This window comes from Burkholderia sp. Bp8984 (genome assembly GCF_003853755.1).
Taxonomy (GTDB): domain Bacteria; phylum Pseudomonadota; class Gammaproteobacteria; order Burkholderiales; family Burkholderiaceae; genus Burkholderia.
In genome coordinates, this window is record NZ_QTQN01000022.1 from 12,467 (window position 1) to 29,556 (window position 17,090).

General features: G+C 67.8%; 19 protein-coding genes. 8 read left to right on the forward strand and 11 right to left on the reverse strand.

Going from position 1 to position 17,090, the window contains the following annotated elements; translation table 11 throughout:
- Positions 1-188 precede the first annotated feature (188 nt).
- Positions 189-1,427 carry a diaminopimelate decarboxylase gene (gene lysA / locus DID98_RS21840; protein ID WP_124485349.1) on the reverse strand — a complete coding sequence of 413 codons (1,239 nt, stop codon included), beginning with the start codon at positions 1,425-1,427 and terminating at the stop codon, positions 189-191.
- Between the two features lie 109 nt (positions 1,428-1,536).
- Here lysA and DID98_RS21845 point away from each other — a divergent pair, with 109 nt between their 5' ends.
- Both DID98_RS21845 and DID98_RS21850 read left to right on the forward strand, forming a co-directional pair.
- Positions 1,537-2,451 carry a LysR family transcriptional regulator gene (locus tag DID98_RS21845; RefSeq protein ID WP_124523022.1) on the forward strand — a complete coding sequence of 305 codons (915 nt, stop codon included), beginning with the start codon at positions 1,537-1,539 and terminating at the stop codon, positions 2,449-2,451.
- Between the two features lie 75 nt (positions 2,452-2,526).
- A complete protein-coding gene (locus DID98_RS21850) occupies positions 2,527-3,126 on the forward strand; it encodes a GNAT family N-acetyltransferase (RefSeq protein WP_124522379.1) in 600 nt (199 codons plus the stop codon).
- A 100-nt stretch (positions 3,127-3,226) separates the two neighbouring features.
- On the opposite strand, the gene DID98_RS21855 is transcribed toward DID98_RS21850, so the two are convergent.
- Together DID98_RS21855 and DID98_RS21860 are read right to left on the reverse strand one after the other, a co-directional pair.
- Positions 3,227-3,799 carry a DUF4142 domain-containing protein gene (locus tag DID98_RS21855; RefSeq protein ID WP_124485352.1) on the reverse strand — a complete coding sequence of 191 codons (573 nt, stop codon included), beginning with the start codon at positions 3,797-3,799 and terminating at the stop codon, positions 3,227-3,229.
- Positions 3,800-4,186: 387 nt separating this feature from the next.
- On the reverse strand, positions 4,187-4,810 hold the full coding sequence (locus tag DID98_RS21860) for an HAD hydrolase-like protein (protein WP_124485353.1): 624 nt from the start codon (positions 4,808-4,810) through the stop codon (positions 4,187-4,189).
- 226 nt (positions 4,811-5,036) lie between these two features.
- Here DID98_RS21860 and DID98_RS21865 point away from each other — a divergent pair, with 226 nt between their 5' ends.
- Positions 5,037-5,417, forward strand: coding sequence for a DUF4087 domain-containing protein (locus tag DID98_RS21865; RefSeq protein WP_207671168.1), 381 nt, complete (start codon positions 5,037-5,039; stop codon positions 5,415-5,417).
- A 28-nt stretch (positions 5,418-5,445) separates the two neighbouring features.
- On the opposite strand, the gene DID98_RS21870 is transcribed toward DID98_RS21865, so the two are convergent.
- Both DID98_RS21870 and DID98_RS21875 read right to left on the reverse strand, forming a co-directional pair.
- Positions 5,446-5,712 carry a Txe/YoeB family addiction module toxin gene (locus DID98_RS21870; protein ID WP_060348282.1) on the reverse strand — a complete coding sequence of 89 codons (267 nt, stop codon included), beginning with the start codon at positions 5,710-5,712 and terminating at the stop codon, positions 5,446-5,448.
- Positions 5,709-5,969, reverse strand: a complete 261-nt coding sequence (locus DID98_RS21875; protein WP_124485354.1) for a type II toxin-antitoxin system Phd/YefM family antitoxin — start codon at positions 5,967-5,969, stop codon at positions 5,709-5,711. The genes DID98_RS21870 and DID98_RS21875 overlap by 4 nt, the downstream gene beginning before the upstream one ends.
- Positions 5,970-6,115: 146 nt before the next feature.
- Between DID98_RS21875 and DID98_RS21880 the strand changes: the two genes are divergently transcribed.
- Both DID98_RS21880 and DID98_RS21885 read left to right on the forward strand, forming a co-directional pair.
- Positions 6,116-6,559 (forward strand): GNAT family N-acetyltransferase, encoded by a 444-nt coding sequence (locus DID98_RS21880; RefSeq protein ID WP_044847594.1) that lies wholly within the window; start codon positions 6,116-6,118, stop codon positions 6,557-6,559.
- Between the two features lie 55 nt (positions 6,560-6,614).
- The gene (locus DID98_RS21885; protein WP_006751720.1) at positions 6,615-6,833 is read left to right on the forward strand and encodes a DUF1653 domain-containing protein; all 219 of its coding nucleotides are present in this window, start codon (positions 6,615-6,617) and stop codon (positions 6,831-6,833) included.
- Positions 6,834-6,880: 47 nt separating this feature from the next.
- Here the strand turns inward: DID98_RS21885 and atpC are convergent, their stop codons facing one another.
- Both atpC and atpG read right to left on the reverse strand, forming a co-directional pair.
- Positions 6,881-7,342 carry an ATP synthase F1 subunit epsilon gene (gene atpC / locus DID98_RS21890; RefSeq protein ID WP_044847595.1) on the reverse strand — a complete coding sequence of 154 codons (462 nt, stop codon included), beginning with the start codon at positions 7,340-7,342 and terminating at the stop codon, positions 6,881-6,883.
- An 11-nt stretch (positions 7,343-7,353) separates the two neighbouring features.
- Positions 7,354-8,223 (reverse strand): ATP synthase F1 subunit gamma, encoded by an 870-nt coding sequence (gene atpG / locus DID98_RS21895; protein WP_124523024.1) that lies wholly within the window; start codon positions 8,221-8,223, stop codon positions 7,354-7,356.
- A 489-nt stretch (positions 8,224-8,712) separates the two neighbouring features.
- Here atpG and DID98_RS21900 point away from each other — a divergent pair, with 489 nt between their 5' ends.
- Positions 8,713-9,771: an alpha/beta fold hydrolase gene (locus DID98_RS21900; RefSeq protein WP_185500300.1), complete on the forward strand. Its 1,059-nt coding sequence runs from the start codon at positions 8,713-8,715 to the stop codon at positions 9,769-9,771.
- A gap of 152 nt (positions 9,772-9,923) precedes the next feature.
- Here DID98_RS21900 and DID98_RS21905 read toward each other — a convergent pair whose 3' ends face one another.
- Positions 9,924-11,135, reverse strand: coding sequence for a winged helix-turn-helix domain-containing protein (locus DID98_RS21905; RefSeq protein WP_124523026.1), 1,212 nt, complete (start codon positions 11,133-11,135; stop codon positions 9,924-9,926).
- A gap of 346 nt (positions 11,136-11,481) precedes the next feature.
- Positions 11,482-12,870 carry an MFS transporter gene (locus DID98_RS21910; protein ID WP_124485360.1) on the reverse strand — a complete coding sequence of 463 codons (1,389 nt, stop codon included), beginning with the start codon at positions 12,868-12,870 and terminating at the stop codon, positions 11,482-11,484.
- Here DID98_RS21910 and DID98_RS35900 point away from each other — a divergent pair.
- The gene (locus DID98_RS35900; RefSeq protein ID WP_185500302.1) at positions 12,821-13,021 is read left to right on the forward strand and encodes a hypothetical protein; all 201 of its coding nucleotides are present in this window, start codon (positions 12,821-12,823) and stop codon (positions 13,019-13,021) included. The genes DID98_RS21910 and DID98_RS35900 overlap by 50 nt on opposite strands.
- A gap of 179 nt (positions 13,022-13,200) precedes the next feature.
- The gene (gene treA, locus DID98_RS21915) at positions 13,201-14,904 is read left to right on the forward strand and encodes an alpha,alpha-trehalase TreA (protein WP_124523027.1); all 1,704 of its coding nucleotides are present in this window, start codon (positions 13,201-13,203) and stop codon (positions 14,902-14,904) included.
- A gap of 91 nt (positions 14,905-14,995) precedes the next feature.
- On the opposite strand, the gene DID98_RS21920 is transcribed toward treA, so the two are convergent.
- Together DID98_RS21920 and DID98_RS21925 are read right to left on the reverse strand one after the other, a co-directional pair.
- Entirely contained in the window at positions 14,996-16,486 is a 1,491-nt protein-coding gene (locus tag DID98_RS21920) for a carbohydrate porin (protein ID WP_124522365.1), read from the reverse strand.
- Between the two features lie 112 nt (positions 16,487-16,598).
- Positions 16,599-16,868: a hypothetical protein gene (locus tag DID98_RS21925; protein WP_124522363.1), complete on the reverse strand. Its 270-nt coding sequence runs from the start codon at positions 16,866-16,868 to the stop codon at positions 16,599-16,601.
- Positions 16,869-17,090 lie beyond the last annotated feature (222 nt).

Below are 17,090 nucleotides of genomic sequence, written 5' to 3' on the forward strand. Positions count from 1 at the left end.
AGGTGGCGAAGGGGAGAAGGTTCGAAGGTGCGAAGGGGCGAGGCGACCGCGTGTGGAAGATCGGCGACTTCGGCGGCGTGCTTCATGTGTTGCCGGGCGGCATGAGCGCCGCGCGCCGAAAAGCACAACGGCCAGATTTGCCGGTAGCGGCAAACCTGGCCGTTGGCGTGACTGCCGCCGAACGCGTGTTACTCGAACGTTTCGAGCGCGAGCAGTTCGTCGATCGTCTGCCGGCGGCGGATCAGCCGCGGCGTGCCGCGATCGACGAGCACCTCCGGCGCGAGCGGCCGGCTGTTGTAGTTCGAGGACATCGACGCGCCGTAGGCGCCCGCATCGTGCAGGAACAGCAGGTCACCGATCTGCGGCTGCGCGAGCTTGCGGTGCGTGACCACGCCGCCCGCGTCCTGCGTGAACACGTCGCCGGACTCGCACAGCGGCCCCGCGATCGCGATGTCGACGAGCGGCCGGCCGGCCGGCAGCGCGCCGTCCTGCGTGTGGACGGACACCGCGTGGTAGCTGCCGTACATCGACGGACGCATCAGGTCGTTGAAGCCCGCGTCGATCAGCACGAAGTCGTGCTTCGGACGGCGGTTCACGGCCTGTACTTCGGTGACGAGCGTGCCGGCCTCGGCAACGAGGAAGCGGCCCGGTTCGATCTCGATGCGCACCGCGTGGCCGAGATGCCGTTCGATCCGCTTGCGCGCGGCATCCCACTGGCTGAAGTAGTGACCGACGTCGACGCGCGGCTCGCCGTCGCGATACGGAATCGACAGCCCGCCGCCGGCGGAGATCGCTTCGATGTCGTGGCCGAGCGACGTGACGAGGTCGACCATCGCATCGCACACCTGCGACAGGTGGCCGTAGTCGACGCCCGAGCCGATATGCATGTGGATGCCGACCAGCTTGAGCCCGTACTGGCGCACGATCTCGATCGCGCGCGGCACGTCGTCGATCCAGATCCCGTGCTTGCTCTGCGGGCCACCGGTGTTGGTCTTGTTGCTGTGGCCGTGGCCGAAGCCGGGATTCACGCGCAGCCACACGCGATGGCCGGGAGCATGCTCGCCGACGCGCGCGAGCATGTCGAGCGAGCCGGCGTTCACGGTCACGCCGTGCTTCAGCACGGCCGCGAGCGTCGGACGGTCGATCAGGTCGGCCGTGAACACGACGCCTTCCGGCTCGCCCGCCGGACTGAACCCGGCCGCGAGGCTGCGTTCGATCTCGCCGAGCGACACGGCGTCGACGCACGCGCCTTCCTCGCGCATCAGCTTCAGGATATGCAGGTTCGAGTTCGCCTTCTGCGCATAGCGGATCACGTCGAACTGGCGCAGTTGGGCGATGCGGTCGCGGATGACGTCGGCGTCGTACACCCACAGCGGGGTGCCGTATTGCTGCGCGAGCGTCGCGAGCTGGCGGGAATCGAGGGACATGGCGGATGAATCGGATCGAATGAACGGACAGCTTGAATGATGCGCCTGAATGTCTATACAGTAAAATGCATGTTTGTCGACATTCGATTCATTTTTGATATAGGCGGCCATGCTCACACACCGGCACATCGAGGTCTTCCGCGCGCTGATGGTCACCGGCAGCACGACGCGCGCGGCCGAGATGCTCTATACGTCGCAGCCCACGATCAGCCGCGAGCTCGCGCGGATGGAGCAGGTGGTCGGCTTCGCGCTGTTCGAGCGCTCGCATGGCCGGCTGCGGCCGACGATGGCCGCGCTCACGCTGTTCGACGACGTGCGGCTCGCGTATGTGGGGCTCGAGCGCGTCGCGGCGACGGCCGCGCGGCTGCGCGAGTTTCGCGACGGTCAATTGTCGGTGATCGCGCTGCCGGCGTTTTCGCACGCGATCCTGCCCGGCGCATGCCGGCGCTTTCACGACGCGCATGCGGGCGTCAGCGTGTCGGTCGCGACGCAGGAGTCGCCGGTGCTCGAAGAGTGGCTGACCGCGCAGCGCTACGATGTCGGGCTGACCGAGCACGACGTCGCGCCGGCCGGCACCGTGCTCACGCCGCTGCTCGAAGTCGACGAGGTGTGCGTGCTGCCGGACGGCCATCCGCTGCTCGCGCAGCGCGCGATCGATCTCGCGGATCTCGCCGATCGCCCGTTCGTGAGCCTGTCGCTGAACGACCCGTACCGGATCCTGATCGACGAGGCGTTCGCGCAGCTCGGTGTCGCGCCGCGTTCGGTGGTCGAGACGCCGTCGGCCGTGTCGGTGTGCGCGTTCGTGCGGCAGGGGCTGGGCGCCGCGATCGTCAATCCGCTGACCGCGCTCGATTTCGTCGGGCGCGACCTGCACGTGCGGCCGCTCACGCGCTCGTTTCCCTACCGCGTCAGCGTGATCGTGCCCGAGCACCGGCCGAAGAGCCTGCTCGTCGACGCATTCGCCGAAGCGCTGCGTGGCGAAGCGCAGGCGATTCGCGAGCGGCTCGCCGCGCTGCCCGGCTGACGACGGCCGTATGATGGGCGTTTCGCTGCGCGCAGCCTGCTTCTCTTCGTCATCTTCACGGAAACGGAACCCGTCATGACCGACGCTTCATCTTCCCCCGGACAACCGACGCTCACCGGCGAGCGCATCGCGCTGCGGCCGCTCGAAGCATCCGACCGGCAGGCTTTGCTCGATGCGGCGGCGGACGGCGAGCTGTGGAACCTGAAGGTCACGGTCGTGCCGGGCGAGGAGACGGTCGACGCCTATCTCGACACGGCGCTGCAAGGCCGCGCGGCCGGCACCGTGATGCCGTTCGTGATCGTCGAGCGTGCGTCGGGCCGCGTGATCGGCAGCACGCGTTTCTGGAAGATCGACCGCAAGAACCGCAAGCTCGAGATCGGTCATACGTGGCTGAGCGCATCGGCGCAGCGCACGCGCGCGAATACCGAAGCGAAATGGCTGCTGCTCGCGTATGCGTTCGACACGCTGCACTGTGTGCGCGTGCAGTTCACGACCGACGAGCTGAACGAGAAGTCACGCGCGGCGATTCTGCGGCTCGGTGCGAAGCAGGAAGGGATCGTGCGTCACGAGCGGATCATGCCCGATGGCCGCAAGCGCAATTCGGTGCGCTTCAGCATCATCGACGACGAATGGCCGGAGGTGAGCGAGCGGTTGCGGGCGAAGCTCGCGACCTGACGCGAGGCGGGTGCCGCGTGCGTCGCGCCGCCGCAAAGGAGGCGGCGACGCGACGAGGGGGGAAGCGGCGTGCCGCGCGCGGTGCGCGGCGGGCAGCGCGTTACTGCGCCGATGCGAGGTGATGACGCTGCGCGAGCTTCTGCGCGGCCGCGTAGTGCGCCTGCAGGATCGGCAGCGCCTGGCGCGCGACTTCCTTCAGCTTCGTGTCGCGGCCCGACGCGATTTCGGCCTGGAATGCCGAGATCGTCTTCTGCTGGCCGGCGAGCGCGACCTGCTCGATATACGCCTTGTCGAATTCCGCGCCGCGCAGGGTCTTGATGCTGTCCAGCACGGCCGTGTCGGGATCGTTGGCCGGCACGTCGACGCCGCGCGGGCTGGCCGCGCGCATCGCCTGGATGATCTTCTCATCGTCGGTCGACACGCGTTGCGCGAACGCCTTCACCTGGCTGTCCGACGTGCGCGAATCGGCGATGCGTGCGGCGTCGTGCTGGGTCGACACGGTTTTCGTGCCGTCGTTGATGAAGGCCTGGTCGGCTTCGTGGATGCGCGTCTGCGTGGCGGCGGCCGGTGCGGACGGCGCCGGTTGCGCGGTTTGCGCGGTCGCCGTCACGGCGACGAGAAGCAGGCCAGCGGCAGACAATGCAAGGCGCGAGACTTGGGGGAAGCGGTTCATGGGACCTCCTTACGATCGGGGCTCTGATTAACGGACGGATCGCGTGATCCGCAGCTGTGCGAGAGACCGGGCGCGCCCGGGCCGGGCTCGATCGCCGCTCTGCCGCGGCGGCGTTCGAAGTGTTTCCCGGCCCGACTGATTCTAGGAGAGCGCTCAGGTAGCAGGTGCAACCGCGCTGTGGTTTGTGTAACGGTTGGTAAGACGAAACGATGGATGCGCGCGCGGCCAGGTAGGGCGTACCTGTTACGTGCATCGTGGCGGCAATTTTTGCGTGCGCAGCGTGCATTCGATCGCTGCAATGCGCGCGCATGTCATCGACGTTTCATCGTTTCGCGGGCGGGTTGTTTCGCGATTCGTCGAATCGAGCGCGCGATTCGTACGGCGTCCTCACACGCGATCGAGCAATGCGTCGAGACGCGGCAGCAACGGCGTCGCGCAATGCGCCTGCAGCGCGTCGGGCGCCGTGTAACCCCATGCGACACCTTGGAATGCGATACGCGCGCGGCGCGCCGCTTCGGCATCGCGGATCTCGTCGCCGACATACAGCACGTCGTCGGGCTGCATGCCCGCTTCGCGCACGAGCGCGCGCAGCCGGCGCGCCTTGCCGAACAGCGGAATGCCGCACGCGAACGTGTCGACGCAACGGCTCGCGTGCGGGCCGAGCCGGTCGCGCACGATGTCCTCGGTGTTCGACGTCGCGATCGCGATGCGGATGCCGCGTGCGGCGAGCGCGTCGAAGGTCGCGTCGACGCCGGGGAACAGCTTTACGTGCGCGATGCGCGGCCGCATCAGCCGGCGCATGTCGAGCGTCACACGCGGCACTTTCCACATCGGCACCTCGAGCGCGCGGATGATCTCGCGCGCCGACATGCCGCGCAGCGCGGGGCGCAGCTCGGGCGTCGCGTCGCGAAAGCCGTGCAGGCGCGATGCCTCCGTGAGCGCCGCGAGAAAGCAGTCGAGCGAATCGGCGAGGGTGCCGTCGAAGTCGAACGCGATGAGTCGATAAGGCATGAAGCGATGCCGCGAGTTGATCGAGCCGGTGACGATATCACCGAATCGAGCCGCGTGGCCCGCGCGAGCGGTTGGGTCCGCGGCGAAGCGGGATGGTCGGGCAGCTTCCTTGCATCGGACGGAATGCCGCCCGCGAAACGCGGTGCATGACATAACGGGCATGAAAGCCCGGTATGCTGTCGACGCTATCGTTTCCCCCCGTTTCCTTCGTCCGGACTTCCCTGAAATGAAAATCGCCCGTGCCCGTTCTGCGATGTGGATGCTCGGTGTGTTCGTCGCGCTGACGTCCGCGACGCCCGCGGCCGCCGCCGCGGAGAAGCGCTGCGGATGGCTCGAGAATCCGACGCCGGCCAACTGGTGGCTCGTCGACAAGGACAACAGCTGGACGCTGTCGACCCAGGGCAGCCCGCCGGTGCCGGGCCTCGACGAGATGCCGGACATGTCGACACGCGGCTGGGTCGTCACCAATGCGGGGATGCACGGTTACGGCTGCGCGTGCCTCGACCTGGAAATCGACCCGCGCACCCGCGAGGTGACGCGGATCGTGGCGGCCCGGCCGCTGCCGCTGAAGCGGTGCAAGGCCGATCGGGCGTTGCCGGCGCCTTGAAGAGGCGGGGACGGCGGCGGGATTGGTGCTACGCGTAGTGGTAGCGGCAGGACACGATGCTGATTTGAAGATCGTCCGCTTCGTAGACGAGGCGGTTCGTATCGTCGATGCGGCGGGACCAGAACCCGGACAGATTGGCCTTCAGCGGTTCGGGTTTGCCGATGCCTTCAAACGGTGTCCGTTGGGCTTCGCGAATGAGCTGGTTGATGCGCTTGAGCGTCTTGCGGTCTTGCCCTTGCCAATAAACGCAGTCGTCCCACGCGTCGGAAGTAAAGAGCACGCGGCGTACGCTCATTCATCGTCCCCCGCCAGCTTGTGCTCTTTCGTCTTGCCCTTGCGCAGTTGCGCGATCGAGCGTTCGAGGTGGGCAACGTTGGCCGGTGAGCGGAGCAGATGAACCGTCTCCATCAGGCTGTCATAGTATTCCTGCGACATGATGACCGCGTTCGGCGCATCGCGACGCGTGATGAGCGTCACGTCCGCGTCGTCGACGACCTGGTCGATGACCGTCTTCAGATTGCTGCGGGCATCCGAAAAGTGAATCGTGCGCATGATTCGCCATACTTGTACTTTGAACTGTACAAGTATGGCATGGGCGTCCATTGTACGGAATGTTGTACATGTCGAGGCGGCATCGCTTGTCGCCCACCCCGCACCGCGCTATCGTTGCTGCTCCCCCAGCCGACCGGAGAGCCGACGTGCCCGCAGCCACCCCCGCCCCGCTGAGATTTTCCACCGACAAGCGCGAGCTCGACATCGACGCGATCTTCGATTTCCTGCATCGCGATGCGTACTGGTCGCAGGGCATTCCGCGCGATGTCGTCGAGCGCGCGATCGACGGCTCGCTGTGCTTCGGCGCGTATGTGGGCGACCGGCTCGTCGGATTCGCGCGGCTCGTGACCGACCACGCGACGTTCGCCTACCTGTGCGACGTATTCGTCTTGCCGGCCGAGCGCGGCAACGGCTATGGCCGCGCGCTGATCGACCACGTATTTGCGCAGCCGATGGTGCAGGGCCTGCGCCGCATCATGCTCGTGACGACCGACGCGCACGAACTGTACCGGCCGGTCGGTTTCGGGCCGTCCGCGAATCCCGAACGGCTGATGGAAATCCGCCGCCCCGATATCTACGCGAAACGCTGACGCGCGGCGAGCGCATACAATACGCGCTTTCGTTTTTGCCGAAGGGAAGCAGATCATGACCGAACAGGAAGCCGAACAGCTCGCCACGCATCGTCACTACAAGGGCGGGCTGTATCGCTACATCGGCGTCGCCCGTCATTCCGAAACCGAGGAGTCGGTGGTCGTGTACGAGCATCTGTGGCCGCATGCGCGCGGCTTGTGGGTGCGGCCGGAAGCGATGTTCAACGAGAACCTGCCGGACGGCACGCCGCGTTTTCGCAAGCTGCGCGACTGAACTGAGCACGCCCGCCGATCGCACGACGAGCGGTGCCGGCGCCCGGCCTAGCCGGCGGCGCCCGGCGTGTCGCGCGGCGCGGACTCCCGGTGCATCGCCAGCGCGAAGAAGCGCCGGATTTCGTCCATCAACTCCGCACGCGCCGATGCGAAATCGAAGGCGCGCCGGTTGTCGTGCGCGAAGCGCCGGCGCCACTCGTCCGCCGCATGCCGTGCTTCGCGTGCGCGCAGGTCGTCGAGTTCGGGCGTGCGCAGTGCGTGGTCGGCAATCAGCGTCACGCCGTCGCGGCTGACTTCCAGCAGGCCACCCGCGACGAGCAGCCGGCGGTGCTCGCCGCCCGGTGCGGCAACGAGCGTCACGACGCCGGGCCGCAGCCGCGTGAGCAGCGGCGCGTGATGCGGGTAGATGCCCAGCTCGCCGCTTTCCCCGGGCACGACGACGAAATGTGCGTCGCCCGAATACAGCACGTCTTCCACGCTGAGGATGTCGAGCTTCATCGACGTCGGCATGCGTGCCTCCTTCAGACCGCCGCCGCGCCGGCGACGATCTCGCACAGCTCGGTGGTGATCTGCGCCTGGCGCGTCTTCTGATACAGGTGCCGCAGCTTGCGCAGCACGCGATCGGCGTTCTCCGTCGCGGTCTGCATGCTGAACATCCGCGCGCACTGCTCGCATGCGTAATTCTCGACGACGGCCTGGTAGAGCGTCGCCTCGACGTAGCGCAGCAGCAAGGTATCCACGGCCGGTTTCGGCGCGGGCTCGTACAGATAGTCGGATGTCGCGGTGTCGCCGGGCGGCGTGCCGGTGTCGAGGCCGGTGAGCGGCAGCACCGCGTCGATGCGCGGCGAATACGCGAGCGGGCTCGTCAACCGGTTGTACGCGATGTGCAGTTCGTCCAGTTCGCCGTTGACGAATGCGGTGAGCGGCACGAGCAGCGCGCCGAGCAGCTGCTCGAAGTGCGGCGCGGCGGCGAGGCCGCTCGCGCGGGCGGTGATGGTCGCGCCATGGCGCATCAGCGGCGCAATGCCGCGTGCGCCGATCACGCTGAGTTCGCACGCGACGCCGGCGCGGTTCCAGCGTTCGAGCGCATCCACGCATTCGACCAGCAGCCGCGTATTGAGCGGGCCGCACAGCCCGCGATCGGTGCTGACGACGATCAGGCCGACGCGGCGCACGGGCGTGCGTCTCGCCATCAGCGCGGAGACGTGGCCGGACCGGTCGCGCAGCACGCGCTCGGCCATCTCCCGGATGCGCGCCGCATAGGGCCGGAAATCGCGCGCCCGCCGCTGCGCGACCGCCATCTTGGTGCGGGCCATCATTTCCATCGCCTTCGTGATCTTGCGCGTGGACGAGGTACTGCTGATCTTCGAGCGGATTTCGCGGATGTGCATGTGAGGCGGGGAGGCAGGTCGCCCGGTGTCGCCGGTGCGCTGTGGCGACGCGATGTCGGCCGCGAGGCCGGCAGCGAGGTCGGCGGATATCGCGCCGCGGCCATCGAACTGTCATCGCGCGATTTCATGCTATCGGGATTTCACCTGAAACGATTGACGACGATCAAGCGATCGCTTCCGGTTACGGACCAGAATGGTTTCGCCGATCGTCGCACCGGGCGTTCGATGACCGATTGCCGTCCGCATCGGAAGATCGTTGCGGACGCATCGAAGGGCGCAAACGTCATGCATACGACACGGCCGCGCGCGTGACGTGCGATTCGCCGCGGGTGTAGCGCGGACGATCGTCGCGCAGCCCGCGTACGGCTTTTTCCCTTCATGTTCCCAGTAGCCAGGAATTCGATGAATTCAGTGAATTCGAGCGATACCGATACCGTCCCGCCTTCCGCGACGTCCGCCAGCGCGCCGGCGTTGCCGATCTTCTGGCCGATGGCCGCCGCCGCCGCGATGGTCCGGCTCGGCTCGGCACTCACCGCGCGCAACCTGCGTTTCGTCGCGGAAGAGGAGAAACTGCATTGCGAACCGCATCCGGCGCTGGCGTCGCCGAACCGCGCGCTGCTGGAACTGCGCACGATGACGTTCCGCGATTATTCGGTCGCGCCGGCGCACGGGCTGCCGACGATCGTCGAAGCGCCGTATGCGGGACACCGGGCGATGATCGCCGACTATCAGCCGGGGCAGAGCCTGATGCAGACGCTGCGCGAGCACGGCGTGACGCGCGTGTACCTGACCGACTGGCGCTCGGCGACCGAAGACATGCGGGACCTCGAGATCGACCAGTACCTGGCCGAGCTGAACGTCTGCGTCGACGAACTCGGCGGGCGCGTGAATCTCGTCGGTCTGTGCCAGGGCGGGTGGATGTCCGCGATGTATGCGGCGCGCTTTCCGCACAAGGTCGCGAGCCTCGTGCTCGCGGGCGCGCCGATCGACACGGATGCGGGCGACGGTCCGATCAAGCAGATGGCGCACACCTATCCGACGTCGTTCTACGAGGAACTGGTGACGATGGGCGGCGGCCTGATGCGCGGGCGCTTCATGCTGCGCGGCTGGAAGAACATGCATCCCGACCAGCACTATCTCGCCGAGCACGTCGACCTGTACGAACACCTCGACGATGCGGACTACCTGCGCAAGCGCGAAGCATTCGCGAACTGGTACGAAAGTCCGATCGACCTGCCGGGGCGCTGGTATCTGCAGGCGATCGTGCAGATCTTCAAGGAGAACCGGCTCGCGAAGGGCACGTTCGTCGCGCTCGGGCGGATGCTCGACCTGAAGGCGATCACGTGCCCCGTTTATCTGCTTGCCGGCGCGGCCGACGACATCACGACGCAGGAGCAGGTGTTCGCCGCGCAGGACCTGGTGGGGACGCCCGCCTCGCAGGTGACGCGCCAACTCGTGCCGGGCGGACATATCGGGCTGTTCATGGGATCGCGCACGCTGAAGGACGTGTGGCCGGGCATTGCCCGCTGGATTGCCGCGAAGCGGTAGCGGTTGCAGCGGAGGCCCACCGCGCGGTGGGCATGCGCGGCGGCGCCGCGATGGGTCGATGGGTCGATGGGTCGATGCGTCGGCGCGTCGATACGGCAACGGTGCCGGCGCGCATGCATGCGGCGGGCGAGCGGTCGCGCCGCCGCGGCAGATCAGCCGCCGAGCAGTGCGTCCGCGAGCGCTGTCGGCGCGTGCCCGACCGTGACTTCCGGCGTGCCATGCCACGCCGCCAGCCGTTTCACGGCCTTCGCGACGTCGGCCGCGAGCCCCGTGCCGAACCGCACGCCCGGCTCGACATGCACCGTCTTCAACTCGAACGTGCCGAGCGCGCGATGCGCTTTCGCGTCGACGCGCCCGATCAGTCGGCCGCGATGCAGCACCGGCAGGCAGAAGTAGCCGTAGCGCCGCTTGTGCGCGGGCGTATAGCACTCGATCGTGTAGTCGAACCCGAACAGCGTCGAGGCGCGCCGCCGGTCCCATACCACCGGATCGAACGGCGACAGCAGCGTCGTGACCGTCGAGCGCAGCGTGTCTGCCGCGGCGGCCGGCAGCAGCGCGTCGAGCGAGCGATGCACGTAGGCCGGCTCCTTCCAGTCGGCGACCTCCACCGGGATCAGCTCGCCCGCGTCCGCGAGCCGCTCGAGTTCCGCGCGGTACGAACGGCGCGGCAGCCGGTAGTAATCGGCAACCCAGTCCGCGCGCACGATCCCGAGTGCGCGGCACGTGTAGTCGAGCAGCGCGGGCAGCACCGCGTCGCGCGGCGGCAGGTCGCGCGCATCGTCCCAGTCGGGCAGCACGCGCTCGCGCACGTCGTAGATGCGCTGGAAATTGCGGCGCTCGGACACCATCAGGTGGCCGGTCGTGAACAGCACTTCCAGGTGTTTTTTCTCGGGCTTGCGGTCCCACCATCCGTTGCCTTTCACCCCGTCTTCCCGGATGAAATCGGCGGACCGCACGGGGCCTTCGTCGCGTATGCACGCGAGCAGCCGCTCGATCTCGGCGCGGTTCTGCGCGTGCCAGTCGGCCGCGTATTTCCAGCCCATCCCCGACGGATCGAGCATCTTGTAGCGCATCAGCCCGAATTGCTCGACCGGCAGGAAGCACGCTTCGTGCGACCAGTATTCGAACAGGCGCGCCTCGGCGAGATGCTCGTCGAGCCACTGCGGGGCGAAGTCGCCGAGACGGCTGAACAGCACGAGATACGGACTGCGCGCGACGACATGAATCGTATCGATCTGTAACTGCGCCATTCGGCGGATCGTGTCGAGCACGTCGGCCTTGGTGGCCTTGCGGCGGGGCGGGGTCAGCAGGCCCTGCGCGGCGAGATGCAGCGCGCGGGCGGCGGCGGGCGAAAGCGTGAGCATCGGAGCGGCGGCTGAAGGTGGCGGTCGGGCACCACTTTAGCGCGAAAGCGGCGCACGTGTGCGACGCTTTCGCGCGACACGTCTGACAATGCTTGACAGATGCGCGGCGCGACTTTCCCTATAGTGCAGTCATGGCGCGACGAAATGTGCGCGCAACGATTCGGCTTCCGACGCACATATGTCCATGGCACGCAGGAAGCAGATCCGGGATTCTCAACCCCCAACGAGAGACCCGGAGCCCTGAGCGGACATCCATGCGGCTGTGCACCGGCCCCGTGTGGATGTCCGCTGATTTTTTTGTTGTTTCGCTTTTCCGCCGCCAGCCTTTTCCCGCCAGCCAGCCCGTTCATTGCCGCTTGCCGCGCGCGACCTCGTCGCCGGCGCCGGGCGGCAGCCGCCGCGTGATCGGAATCGATGCGAACGAACACAGCCCGACCACGACGAACGCGGGCCAGAAATCCGACCACACCATCGTCTGATGCCCCTGCAGCCAGTGCGACAGGTGCAGCACGAGGCCGGCGACCGTCACGCCGAGCCCGAGCGACATCTGCTGCACGACACTGCCGAGGCTCGTCGCGCGGCCTGCATCGGCCTGCGAAATATCCGCGTAGATCATCGAATTCAGGCTCGTGAACTGCAGCGCGGGGAAGATCCCGCCGACCAGCACGATCATCCAGATCGCCCAGGTCGCCATGCCCGGATGGAACACGCCGTAGGCGGCGATCGCGAGCCCGGCGAACGCGGCGTTGTAGATCAGCACCGTGCGAAAGCCGAAGCGGCGCAACGTATGGGTGGCCGTCGAGCGGCTCACCGCGCCGCCGAGTGCCGATGCGCAGGTGATCAGCCCGGAGTGGAACGCGCTCATGCCGAGGCCTTCCTGCAGCGCGAGCGGCAGCAGGAACGGCACGGCGCCGAGGCCGATGCGGAACAGCGACCCGCCGACCACGCTCGCGTGGTAAGTCGGGATCTTCAGGAAACTGAGGTCGAGCACGGGGCGCGCCTTGCGGCGCGCGTACGGCACGTAGAGCGCGAGCATCGCCGCGCCGGCCGCGCACATCAGGAGCGCGTTGCCGCGCGACGTGAGCGCGCCGTCGATCAGCGTGAGCCCCATCAGCAGCAGCGCGGCGCCGCTCGCCGACAGCAGGAAGCCGAACCAGTCGAGCGGGCCGGGATCGGCCTCGTGCGTGTTCGCGATGTGCTTGCTCGCGAGGTAGATCCCGTAGATGCCGATCGGCACGTTGATGAAGAAGATCATCCGCCAGTGCAGGTAGGTCGTGATGAAGCCGCCGACGAGCGGCCCGACCGTCGGCCCGAACAGCGCGGGAATCGCGAGGTAGTTCATCGCGCGCACGAGATCGGAGCGCGGCACCGCGCGGAAGATGATGATCCGGCCGACCGGCACCATCATCGCGCCGCCGACGCCCTGCACGAAGCGCGCGAACGTGAGCACGCCGAGGGAATTGGAGGCCGCGCACATCAGCGAGCCGGCGACGAAGATGCCGATCGCGGTGCGGAACACGGAGCGCGCGCTGAAGCGGTCGGCAAGCCATCCGCAGATCGGGATGAAGACGCCGAGGCCGACCACGTAGGCCGTGATCGCAATGTTCAGTGTGACGGGATTGTGCCCGAAGTCCCTCGCCATCGCGGGCAGGGCGGTGACGATGATGTTCGCGTCGACGCTTTCCATGAACAACGCACAGGCAACGATGAGCGGTGCTAGAAAGACGGGCGACATGGGCAGGGCGCGCGGTAAAGACGCCATTATGCCCACAATGTGGTCGTTGCGTCACGCGAGACAACGCTCGTTCCGCATGTTGCAACAGTCGTTCCTGTTAGCGCGCGTGGAAGAAGAGACGACCGCGCTGCCGGTGCGGTCCATGACGTGACACATGACGCGCGCCCCCGGAGGCGGCCGCGAAACTTGCGTGCGATGCGCGTTTCGTGCGACAGTCGGAACTCATCTGCGGATGACAACGACGCGCATCGATCGACGGCCATCGAGACGAGCGCACGCGCGAACGAGACCCCTGCCGAACCATTCATCATCGAAAGGAGGGGACACGTCATGACGTCACGTCGCGCCGCATCGACCGCATCGCATCCTGCCTCGCATCCGTCCGTGCCCGCGCCGCGTCTGCGCTGGGCCGCCGTGCTCGCCGTCGCTTACCTCGCGGTCGCCGGCTGCGCCGCGCAGGCCGACAGTGCGAACCAGGCCGCGATGCAGGCGGCCAGCCAGTCCGCCGCGCCCGCCACGGCGCCGGCTTCCGGCACGCTGCTGCCGCCGCCGAGCCAGCTCTACGGCGACCTGTTCGTCGCGGTGCAGACGGCGCAACTCTATCCCGACCAGAAGACCTTCGTCGACGCGACGCCCAACGCCGATCCGGCGACGATCGTACAGTTGTATCAGCAACAGAAGTCGCAGCCGGGCTTCTCGCTGAAGGCGTTCGTCGACCAGCACTTCACGCCGCCGCCGGAAGGCGGGGTCACGCCGCCCGCGAACCAGACGCTGCGCCAGCACATCGACTGGCTGTGGCCGCAGCTCACGCGCACCAGCACGACGGTGCCGCCGTACAGTTCGCTGATCGCGCTGCCGAAGCCGTATGTGGTGCCGGGCGGCCGCTTCCGCGAAGGCTACTACTGGGATACCTATTTCACGATGCTCGGGCTGCAGGTGTCGGGGCGCGAGGATCTCGTCGACGACATGCTCGACAACTTCGCATACCTGATCGACACGATCGGCCACATCCCGAACGGCAACCGCACGTACTACGCGAGCCGCTCGCAGCCGCCGTTCTTCGCGTACATGGTCACGCTCGCCGCGCAGGCCGAGGGCGACAAGGTCTACCAGAAATACCTGCCGGCGCTGCGCAAGGAGCATGCGTACTGGATGCAGGGCGAAACGACGACGCCGCGCGGGCAGGCCGCGCGCAACGTGGTCGCGATGCCGGACGGTGCGGTGCTGAACCGCTACTGGGACGCGAGCGACACGCCGCGCGACGAGTCGTATCTCGAGGACGTGACGACCGCGAAGGCCGTGCCGGATCGCCCCGCGAACGAGGTGTACCGCGACCTGCGCGCGGGTGCCGAAAGCGGCTGGGACTACAGCTCGCGCTGGTTCGGCGACGGCCGGACGCTCGCGACGATCCGCACGACGGCGATCGTGCCGGTCGACCTGAACAGCCTGATGTTCCATCTCGAGACGACGATCGTGAAAGGCTGCGCGGTCACGCGCGACTTCGCGTGCGTCGCGGATTTCTCCGGACGGGCGGCGCGGCGCGCGGCCGCGATCAACCACTATCTGTGGAACCGTCGCGGCTATTACGGCGACTACGACTGGCAGTTGCGCAAGCCGCGCGACGGCGTGACGGCGGCCGCGCTGTATCCGCTGTTCGCGGGCGTCGCGTGGCCCGAGCGTGCGAAGGCGACCGCGCGCGAGGTGCGCAAGACGCTGCTGCAGCCGGGCGGCCTCGCGACGACGACCGCGAACACGGGCCAGCAATGGGACGCGCCGAACGGCTGGGCGCCGCTGCAGTGGATCGCGATCGACGGGCTGCGCCGCTACGGCGAGCCGGCGCTCGCGAAGGACATCGGCACGCGCTTTCTGACCGACGTGAAGCATGTGTATGCAACCGAAGGCAAGCTCGTCGAGAAGTACGTGGTCGAAGGGGCTGGCGCGGGCGGCGGCGGGGGTGGCGAATATCCGCTGCAGGACGGCTTCGGCTGGACCAACGGCGTCACGCTGAAGCTGCTCGGGCTGTATGGCGAGTGACAGGCCGCGTGCATTGCATGCACGCACCTGAACGAGCACGGGCCGGATCGCCGCGCGCGCGGCAGTCCGGCCCGTTTCGCATGCGCGGATGTCAGAACGTGATCGTCGTGCGCACGCCGACCACCGTTTCGTCGCCGATGCGCGCGCCGGCCGCGTTCGGGTCCGGAATGCCGCCGCCCGGCCGGAAGAAGTGCTGCAGGTCGGCCTGTACCTGCCACCACGGCGCGACCTGGTACTGGTAGGTCGCCTCGATCACCGTTTCCGCGCGCCGCACCGGATAGCCGGGCGTCGTGAACCTGCCGGTGTCGCCGTCGAGCGCACGCGCATGCGAGCCGATCTTCGCGTAGCCGACCGCGATGCCGGCCGTATCGTCGTCGCGGCCCTTGAACGGCGCCTTGAGCGTCACGCCCGCATTCGCCGCGAAATCGACGACGTTGCGATCGCCCGGCGCACCCATCACGCGCGCGAACACGCCGACCGAGCGCGGGCTGTCCGCCGACGGCCGCCATACCATCTGATCCGCGACCGCATAGAAACCGTAGTTACCGCGATGCGTGGCGGGGATCCCGTTGCTGGCCGGATCCGCGAGCGACAGCCCGTCGGTGCCGACGCGCGGATCGTTCGCGTGCTGCGACTGATACCAGAAGCCGAGCTTGTACGTGCCGGGCAGGCCGGCCGGTTGCGGTGCCTTCGGGTCGGCGGGCGGCGCGTTCAGCGCGTACTGGAGTTCGCCGATCACGAACGCGCCGCTGCGCAGGTTGAAGTTGGTGCCGTGCGCGTTCAGCACCTGCGCGTCGCCGTCGCTGCGGCCGGCCGGATTGCCGTCGAACACGCCGACCATCGCGGTCCACGCGTCGGCCGGCTTCACGCGCAGCCGCACGCCGAGCGACGACAGCGGATAGGCAGCGCCGCCGGCCGGCAGGTCGGTCGCCGGCAGCACGGGCCAACCGAACGTCGCGTTCATGAACGTCGCCGCGTACTGGCTGACCATGAATTCCTGGTCGACGCTTTGCTGGCCGATCTTCACGTCGGCCTTGCCGGCGAGGAACGCCTGCTGGTACCAGAGTTCCCACAGCCGCGTGGTCGAATTCGCCTCGATGCCAGTCGCGGTCTGCAGCGTCTGCAAATAACGCTGCGTGAGGTTGGTGCCGTGGATCTGCAACCCGGACACGTTGAACGTGCCGCCCGGCAGGCCGATCGCCTTCTCCGTATCGACGTTGAAGCCGAATTGCGTGAGGCCCTGATAGGCACCGCCGCGCTGCGTGCCGCCCGCGGCGTTGTACAGGTACTCGCTGGTTTCCTGCAGGTTCAGCGTGACGCCGTGATCGCCGAGCACGTCGCGCAGGCCGCCCATGTTGCCGAGCAGGTTCGACCGTTCCCAGAAACCGGTGGGGGCGGGCGCGGCAGCATCGGCGGCCGGTGCGGGGGCGGCGGCAGTGTCGCTGGCTCCGGCGGCCGGTTCGGCCGCGATGGCCGGTGACGACGATTGCGCGAACGCAGGCGCGGCCGCGAGCGACAGCAACAGCGCGGCGAGCGCGTCGAGGCGCGCTGTGCGCGGCGCGGATGCGAAGCGATTTTTCATGCGGGCTCCATGATTCGAGTGATTGGTTTGGCTGAAGCAGTGAAAACGTCAAGCGATGGCGCAGGTGCGGGCGGCGGCGCGCGGGCATGCTGCGCGTTGCGCGCGCGACCCGTTACGGCAGCCAGCCGCCGATCCGCCATACGTGCGTGAAGCCGAGGCGCGATGCGGTCGCACAGAGCAGCGCGACGAGCGCGACGGCGGCCGCCATTGCGCCGGCCAGCACGCAGTCGAGCGGGCGCGGTGCCGCCGGCAGGTGCGCGAGCGCGCTGCCGCGCCAGTTGCCGAACGTGTGGGCGAGCGGTGCAAGGGCCGAAGCGAACGAGCGGTCGGACACGACACGCGCGAGTTGCCTGAGTCTGACCATGAGCGATTGAAACAACATGACGTGCCTCCGTCCGGTCCGGCGCTTGCCGGACGACGTGATCGAGCACGGGTGCATGACGCGACCGGCGCTCGGCGATTGGAACGTAACGGAGCGTGCGACACGGACGATCCGGCGATGCCGGCCCGGGAGGAAGCGCGCTAACCCGACGATGGCGAGCTAGCGGCGAAAGACATGCGCCTGGCTGCTATCTCGCGATGGCTTGGCCGGCCTGGACCGGCA